At 41.5% G+C, this 7,428-nt stretch carries 6 protein-coding genes and 1 other annotated feature; of the genes, 4 read left to right on the forward strand and 2 right to left on the reverse strand.

All coding sequences use genetic code 11. The annotated features are described in order from the left end of the window. Positions 1-30: 30 nt before the first annotated feature. Positions 31-966 (forward strand): AEC family transporter, encoded by a 936-nt coding sequence (locus OCV72_RS01515; protein WP_055281384.1) that lies wholly within the window; start codon positions 31-33, stop codon positions 964-966. Positions 967-1,063: 97 nt separating this feature from the next. Here OCV72_RS01515 and OCV72_RS16530 read toward each other — a convergent pair whose 3' ends face one another. Then, entirely contained in the window at positions 1,064-1,807 is a 744-nt protein-coding gene (locus tag OCV72_RS16530) for a CapA family protein (protein ID WP_330376535.1), read from the reverse strand. A 652-nt stretch (positions 1,808-2,459) separates the two neighbouring features. Continuing rightward, positions 2,460-2,882 carry a hypothetical protein gene (locus OCV72_RS01525; RefSeq protein WP_028088234.1) on the reverse strand — a complete coding sequence of 141 codons (423 nt, stop codon included), beginning with the start codon at positions 2,880-2,882 and terminating at the stop codon, positions 2,460-2,462. 265 nt (positions 2,883-3,147) lie between these two features. After that, positions 3,148-3,389: a binding site (T-box leader), on the forward strand. Positions 3,390-3,479: 90 nt separating this feature from the next. Between OCV72_RS01525 and leuS the strand changes: the two genes are divergently transcribed. The 3 genes from leuS to mscL all read left to right on the forward strand — a co-directional run bounded on the left by leuS (position 3,480) and on the right by mscL (position 7,111). Next, positions 3,480-5,909 carry a leucine--tRNA ligase gene (gene leuS / locus OCV72_RS01530; protein ID WP_055281387.1) on the forward strand — a complete coding sequence of 810 codons (2,430 nt, stop codon included), beginning with the start codon at positions 3,480-3,482 and terminating at the stop codon, positions 5,907-5,909. 129 nt (positions 5,910-6,038) lie between these two features. Then, on the forward strand, positions 6,039-6,572 hold the full coding sequence (locus OCV72_RS01535; RefSeq protein ID WP_055281389.1) for an LOG family protein: 534 nt from the start codon (positions 6,039-6,041) through the stop codon (positions 6,570-6,572). 104 nt (positions 6,573-6,676) lie between these two features. Beyond that, positions 6,677-7,111, forward strand: a complete 435-nt coding sequence (gene mscL, locus OCV72_RS01540) for a large conductance mechanosensitive channel protein MscL (protein ID WP_028088239.1) — start codon at positions 6,677-6,679, stop codon at positions 7,109-7,111. The last annotated feature ends 317 nt before the right edge of the window (positions 7,112-7,428 follow it).

Raw genomic sequence — 7,428 nt, forward strand, 5'->3', positions numbered from 1 at the left:
TACCGAAAAGATATAAGGAATGAGAGAGTCATGGAGATTAGTATACTTCTTGCGGAACAGATCATAGCTATGTTTCTGACAATGGCGGTTGGATTCGGAGTGGTCAGAGCCGGACTTTTTAAGACGGAAGACAGCCGGATCATTTCAAATATGGTTGTGTATATCTGCAATCCATGTGTAGTCGTACATGCATTTCAGATTGAACTGACGGACGACAAGATAAAAGGGCTTATGATCGCGGTTGGGATGTCGGTAATTGTGCATGTGATCCTGATCGTGGGTTCGGAATTATTATCATATATAATTCATTTTAACAGCATAGAGAAGGCATCCATTATTTATACAAATGCAGGATATCTGGTGATTCCGCTGGTATCGGCGGTACTGGGCGAGGAATGGGTGTTTTATACGACGGCATTTATTCTGGTGCAGACGATATTGATGTGGACACACGGCGTAAATCTGATCGGGCAGGAGAAGAACCTGAATATCCGTAAGATTCTGTGTAATCCGAATGTAATCGCAATGATAATAGGAATTGCACTTTTTGCGCTGGAGATCCGTCTTCCGGCAGTGATCGACAGCTGTGTCAGCGGGTTTGGCGATATGATCAGTCCGGCTAGCATGATGGTGATCGGAATGGTGATCGGTGATGTAGATCTAAGGTGGGTGTTCCGGCAGAAGCGTCCGTATCTGATCTGTATGATTCGGCTGATCCTGTTCCCGTTAATTGCGGCAATTGTTTTTGCGGGACTGGAGCGGACCGGGTTACATCCGGATGCGGAGTATATTCTGATGATCGTACTGATCGCAACTGCAGCCCCGGCAGCAGCAATGGTCACACAGCTTGCACAGATTTATGAAAAAGATTCTAGATACGCCAGTGTGATCAATGTAATGTCAGTAATATGCTGTATCATTACGATGCCTTTGATGGTCCTGATTTATGAGATGTTGATTGGATAATAAAAAATAAAATAAGACAGAAAAAAAGCTTCGCAAGTATGTGCAATGCATATTCCTGCGAAGCTTTTTATATCGATAATCTGTCGATATTATAATCTTATAATCCTTCACTATACTGCGAGATCTTGTCCAGTACACGCTGCTTTGCGTCTCCGGTAAGAGGAACAGGGCAGTAGTCGTTATAGCCACTGGAAGAAGAGATAGAACAAGGGATAATGTTTAATTTACTGCTTTTCGTTAATTTTCCTTTTTTATTAAAAGTAAATGTCTGCTGCACGATCATGCTGTCCGTATCACTTGGTGTTGAATTGCCGCCAAAACAGAAATTACCAAGACTATAGCAGATGTATTTTCCATTATATTCTTCAATACCTTCAAGTACATGTGGGTGGTGCCCGATCACAAGATCCGCACCTTTATCGACAGCAAGATGTGCGAGAGCCTTCTGGTTTTCATCCGGTGTATACTGCTTTTCGATTCCCCAGTGGAAATTCACGATGATGACCTGTGCACCGGCTTTTTTCAGGGCTTTGATATTTTGCTTCACCTGAGATGCACGTTTTTGATGGTCTGCAAGTTCATAGATTCCGGTGACACCGACTTTTATACCTTTTATCTTTAAAATCTTGATACGGTTATAACCGAAGGAAGCAATTCCGGCATCCTCCAGTGCGGAAATCGTGTCGGTATAACTCTTCTCGCCATAATCATGACTGTGGTTGTTGGCGAGATTGGCTGCTTCAATAGAACTTCCGGAAAGGATGGAAGCATATTCGGCAGGAGCTTTAAAAGCAAAGGTTTTTGCCTCACGGGCTGTCTCGTCAGTGAGGGTTCCTTCCATATTAACAATGGAAGGTCGTCTTTTTTAAAAATGGATCTGACATGCTGGAAGAAATAATCAGCACCATGTGATTCATAGTACGCATTCAGGCTGGCAGAATAGTTGAAACTTTCATCGGTTCCAAGCGTACAGTCTCCGGTTGAGCTGATGATAAGAGAAAGCTTGTCCGTATTGTTCTTTCCCTTTTTACTGAGTGTTACCGTTTTTAATTCTACGGTGTCTTTTTCAGAAGACTTTTTTTCGGAAGACTTCTTTTTTTGAGTGTTCTTTTTTGAAGATTTCTTTTTTTTGCTGCTTTTTTTTGCAGTCGTTTTTTTGTTTTTTGGGGAACCGGCAGTTTTGTCTGCTGAGGTTGTGACAGTAGGACCGGTGAATTTGTTTACAACAGCATGGACTGCGGCCCGGATCAGGAATAGGAATCCGATCAGGATCAGTATCATGGCAATAATCAGCAGGATACGCTGAATCTGTCTCTTGCGCCTTCTGCGTGCCCTTTTCTTTTTTGCATCTTTAATTCCGCTCATACGTTTTCTCTCCTGTACATGGCAGGATTGTCAGACCTGCCTTTTTGTTTTTTATATCTTATTGTGACATAAAACGACAGTCCATTTGTAAAATGGACTGTCGGATCATTCTGTCTCAATAAGAAAGATTAGTTCAGATATTTGCATCCTTCTGTATTTACGTCAGCAAGTTCCTCTTTGTTTGCACTGATGCTGACATAGAATTCAACTTCACATTCTTTGGAAACCTGTTTCAGGCGGTCAATAAATGCCGGAATATTATCCAGTGAGATATCAGCGTGTTTTAAGATACCATCGATAAATACATACTCGATATCGTGATTAGAACTGTACATACCATATAAAAATCCGATATATTCGTCAATGTTTGTGATTGCCGGGAAATCATCCATACAAATTGTGCGGATATCAAATGTTACACTTGCTGTATCGCGGTGTGTTTTTTTGATAAATACAACATTTCCATTGCATTTTTTCGCAGCCTCATTGGCCTGCTCGATCATCTGCTGTGTTTTTCCTGTTCCTTTCGGACCTGCTAATAAATAAACCATGGTAAACACTCTCCTTTATGTATCATATTTACTGATCTGTATCAGTAGTAATTACTTATCCTTATTATACACTAAGAAACTGGTGAGAACAACTAAAAAAATGAATTTTCTGACAATTTTTTTGGCTAAAATGTTAACTTTGCGACAGGAAAATAATTGAAAGCATGTGATGAAAAATATGAGGAATCTGCGAGGTATTTCTGTACTTTCTTGAAGACAGGTCTTGACTTATTTTAACATTCTTCATATAATAATGAAGAATATTGAAAAGACGCAGAAGAGGAGTATTAAGGGTCCGGTGTCTGATAAGAGAACTGTCGGTTGGTGCGAGACAGCAGACGAAGACTCCCAACTCACCTCAGAGTCCTTTTGCTGAACGGATTTACTGAAGATCACATAGGCAGAAGCGGGTGCTTCCCGTTATAGAAGAAAAATGAGTGCATCTGGCAGGTAATGTCGGGTGAAGAAGAGTGGTACCACGGAATATAAGCCTTTTTCGTCTCTTATAATGAGATGAACAGGCTTTTTTATTTTTATTATAGGATGTGTATTCTTGTAATAAAATCAGTTACCATATAAAAACAGGAGGACAAAAAAATGTCAAAGATCCCTTATAATCATAAGGCAATTGAAAAAAAGTGGCGTGAAAAATGGGAAGAAAACCCGGTAAACGTCCAGTTTGATGAAGATGGAAATAAGAAAGAAAAATATTACTGTCTGGATATGTTCCCGTATCCATCAGGAAATGGACTTCATGTAGGTCACTGGAGAGGATATGTAATCTCTGATGTATGGAGCCGCTATAAATTACAGCAGGGTTATTACATCATTCATCCAATGGGATGGGATGCATTCGGACTTCCGGCTGAGAACTACGCAATTAAGATGGGCGTTCACCCGGAGATCTCAACAGCTGCCAATATTAAGAATATCAAACGTCAGATCAATGAGATCGCAGCTCTCTACGACTGGGACAGAGAAGTAAATACAACAGATCCGAACTTCTACAAATGGACACAGTGGATCTTCGTTAAGATGTTCAAAGAAGGACTTGCATACGAGAAAGAATTCCCAATCAACTGGTGCCCTTCATGTAAGACGGGACTTGCTAACGAAGAAGTGGTTGGCGGAAAATGTGAACGTTGCGGTGCTGAGGTTACAAAGAAGAACCTTCGTCAGTGGATGTTAAAGATTACAAAATACGCAGACAGACTGTTGAATGATCTGGATAAGCTGGACTGGCCGGAGAAGGTTAAGAAGATGCAGGCTGACTGGATCGGAAAGTCTTACGGAGCAGAGGTTGATTTCCCTGTAGAAGGAAGAGACGAGAAGATTACTGTTTACACAACAAGACCGGATACTTTATACGGAGCAACATTTATGGTTCTGGCACCGGAGCATGAACTGGCTAAGAGCCTTGCAAATGACGAGACAAGAGAAGCAGTAGAACAGTACATTTATGATGCTTCTATGAAGTCGAATGTAGATCGTATGCAGGATAAGGAAAAGACAGGTGTATTCACAGGTAGCTATGCAATCAATCCAATCAACGGGGCGAAAGTTCCAATCTGGCTGTCTGATTATGTACTTGCTGACTATGGTACAGGAGCAATTATGTGTGTACCGGCTCATGATGACCGTGACTTTGAATTTGCTACAAAGTTCAATATTCCGATCATCCAGGTAATTGCAAAAGACGGAAAAGAGATTGAGAATATGACAGAGGCTTACACAGACGCTGTTGGAACAATGATCAATTCCGGAGAATGGAATGGACAGGAATCTTCTGTACTGAAGAAAGAAGCTCCGCATATGATCGAAGAGCGTGGAATCGGACGCGCAACAGTGAACTTCAAACTGCGTGACTGGGTATTCTCACGTCAGAGATACTGGGGAGAGCCAATCCCGATCGTACATTGTCCGAAATGTGGAAATGTACCGGTGCCGGAAGAAGAACTTCCACTCCGTCTGCCGGAAGTAGAATCTTACGAACCTACAGGAACTGGAGAATCCCCGCTTGCTGCAATTGATGAGTGGGTAAACTGCAAATGCCCTCAGTGTGGAGCTGATGCGAAGAGAGAGACAAACACAATGCCGCAGTGGGCAGGATCTTCATGGTACTTCCTGCGTTACGTAGATAACCACAATGATAAAGAACTGGTATCAAGAGAAAAAGCAGATGAGATGCTTCCTGTAGATATGTATATCGGAGGAGTAGAACATGCAGTTCTTCACCTTCTGTACTCACGTTTCTACACCAAGTTCTTATATGATATCGGGGTAGTAGATTTTGATGAGCCATTCCACAAACTGTTCAATCAGGGAATGATCACTGGTAAGAATGGTATCAAGATGAGTAAGTCAAAAGGAAATGTCGTATCACCGGACGATCTGGTAAGAGACTATGGATGTGACTCTTTAAGAATGTATGAACTCTTCGTTGGACCACCGGAGTTAGATGCTGAGTGGGATGACAGAGGAATCGACGGAGTAAACCGTTTCCTGAAACGTGTATGGAACCTTGTTATGGACAGCAAAGATGCAGACATTACAGCTACAAAAGAGATGATCAAAGAGCGTCATAAACTGATATACGATGTAACAACACGTCTGGAAAGCTTCAGCCTGAATACGGTAATCTCAGCATTCATGGAACACAATAACAAACTGATCGAGATTGCCAAGAAAGAGGGCGGAATCGATAAAGAGACATTGTCTACAATGGCAGTACTCCTGTCTCCATTCGCGCCACATGTTGCGGAAGAACTGTGGGAAGAACTGGGACACACAGAGAGCGTATTCAAAGCCGGATGGCCAAAATACGATGAGCACGCCATGAAAGACGATGAGATCAAAGTTCCGGTACAGATCAACGGAAAGACAAAAGCAGTTATTGAAATCTCAGCAGATGCATCAAAAGAAGAAGCACTTGCAGCAGGTAAAGAAGCAATTGCTGATAAGCTGACAGGAAATGTGATCAAAGAGATCTATGTTCCGAAGAAGATCATTAATATTGTAATGAAATAAGAAATCTATATAGAATTATAATGAATGGAAAAGAGGGTTGCCGGGAAGAGAACGGGTGATCCTCTTTTCATCCATATGCATCAGACATTATTCGAAAGATAATAGAAGATTTACAAGGAGAAGTATAAAATGAATATTACAGTATACCTCGGAGCAAATGAAGGAAATGATCCATTTTTAAAAGAAGCAGTGCGCGAGTTGGGAGCGTGGATCGGAACAAACGGAAATACTCTCGTATACGGTGGTTCAAAATCCGGCCTGATGGGAGAACTTGCAGAAAGTGTATTACAGGCCGGTGGTAAAGTGATCGGGGTAGAGCCACAGTTTTTTATTGATGCAGGATTTGTGTATGACGAGATTACGGAACTGATCACGACGAAAGATATGTCGGAAAGAAAGGCAAAGATGATAGAACTTGGAGAGGCGTTTATTGCATTTCCGGGAGGAACGGGAACACTGGAAGAGATCACGGAGGTGATGTCTAAAGTATCGTTAAAACATTTGGATGCGCCATGTATTCTTTATAATCTGAACGGATATTATGACAGTCTGAAGCAGCTTCTGGAGCATATGATCGAGATGGATCTTTCTTCTGAGGAAAAGCAGGAGGGAATATATTTTGCGGAGGATCTGGAAGAAATTCAGCGGATTCTGGACAAATAAAGTGATATAGAAGAAAGCATTGACCATTGAATTGCAAAGATGGTAAGATGAAAAAAAAGATATATCAAAAATGAGAGACAAATGAGGAAAGGATAAAGCGCACTATGAAAAAATTCATGAATGAATTCAAAGAATTTATCAGCCGTGGTAATGTCATGGACATGGCAGTAGGTATCATTATTGGAGGTGCATTTACAAGTATCGTATCATCCCTGGTAGATGATATCATCAATCCAATTCTTGGATTGTTCGGAGGAATGAACTTTGATCAGTTGAAAGTGAATCTTCTGGGAGAAGTTACACTGAATTATGGCAAATTCATTTCTACAGTCATTAATTTTCTGATCATGGCTTTGATTGTATTCATTATGATGAAAGTTATGAACGGATTTGCAGAAAAACTGAAACACACAGAGGAAGAAGTCGAAGAAAAGACAACAAAAGAATGCCCGTTTTGCAAGAGTGAGATTGCAATTACGGCAACCAGATGTCCACATTGTACCTCAAAGCTGGAAGGGTATAAGGATATTGGGATTTAATTCAGAAAGGCACGACGCCCCGGACCTGCATAAAAAGTAGGAAGCCGTTCCTGTTCAGGTTCCGTCGGCGGGAAATACTAAAGCGTCAAAATTATGCTAAAAACGGGCTTCCGAAATTTGCAACTCGCCATTCGGCTCAAACAGGCAAATTTCGAAAACCCAACGCATAATTTTGACGCTTAACTATTTCCAACACCTTCTTCACATTCACTGGAACGGCTTTCTACTTTTTATTCCGTGGGTGTCGAATGCCTTACGAATGAAATGGCAAGTGCGTAACCGTAGTGGCCTTCACCGGGTTACACTTCCGGGCATTT

Source organism: Dorea amylophila, from assembly GCF_025567265.1.
Lineage (GTDB): Bacteria > Bacillota > Clostridia > Lachnospirales > Lachnospiraceae > Dorea_A > Dorea_A amylophila.

Excerpts from the sequence above, each read along its gene's own strand:
- OCV72_RS01515 (WP_055281384.1), top strand. The coding sequence starts at position 31 with ATGGAGATTAGTATACTTCTTGCGGAACAGATCATAGCTATGTTTCTG.
- OCV72_RS16530 (WP_330376535.1), bottom strand. The coding sequence starts at position 1,807 with ATGGAAGGAACCCTCACTGACGAGACAGCCCGTGAGGCAAAAACCTTT.
- OCV72_RS01525 (WP_028088234.1), bottom strand. The coding sequence starts at position 2,882 with ATGGTTTATTTATTAGCAGGTCCGAAAGGAACAGGAAAAACACAGCAG.
- leuS (WP_055281387.1), top strand. The coding sequence starts at position 3,480 with ATGTCAAAGATCCCTTATAATCATAAGGCAATTGAAAAAAAGTGGCGT.
- OCV72_RS01535 (WP_055281389.1), top strand. The coding sequence starts at position 6,039 with ATGAATATTACAGTATACCTCGGAGCAAATGAAGGAAATGATCCATTT.
- mscL (WP_028088239.1), top strand. The coding sequence starts at position 6,677 with ATGAAAAAATTCATGAATGAATTCAAAGAATTTATCAGCCGTGGTAAT.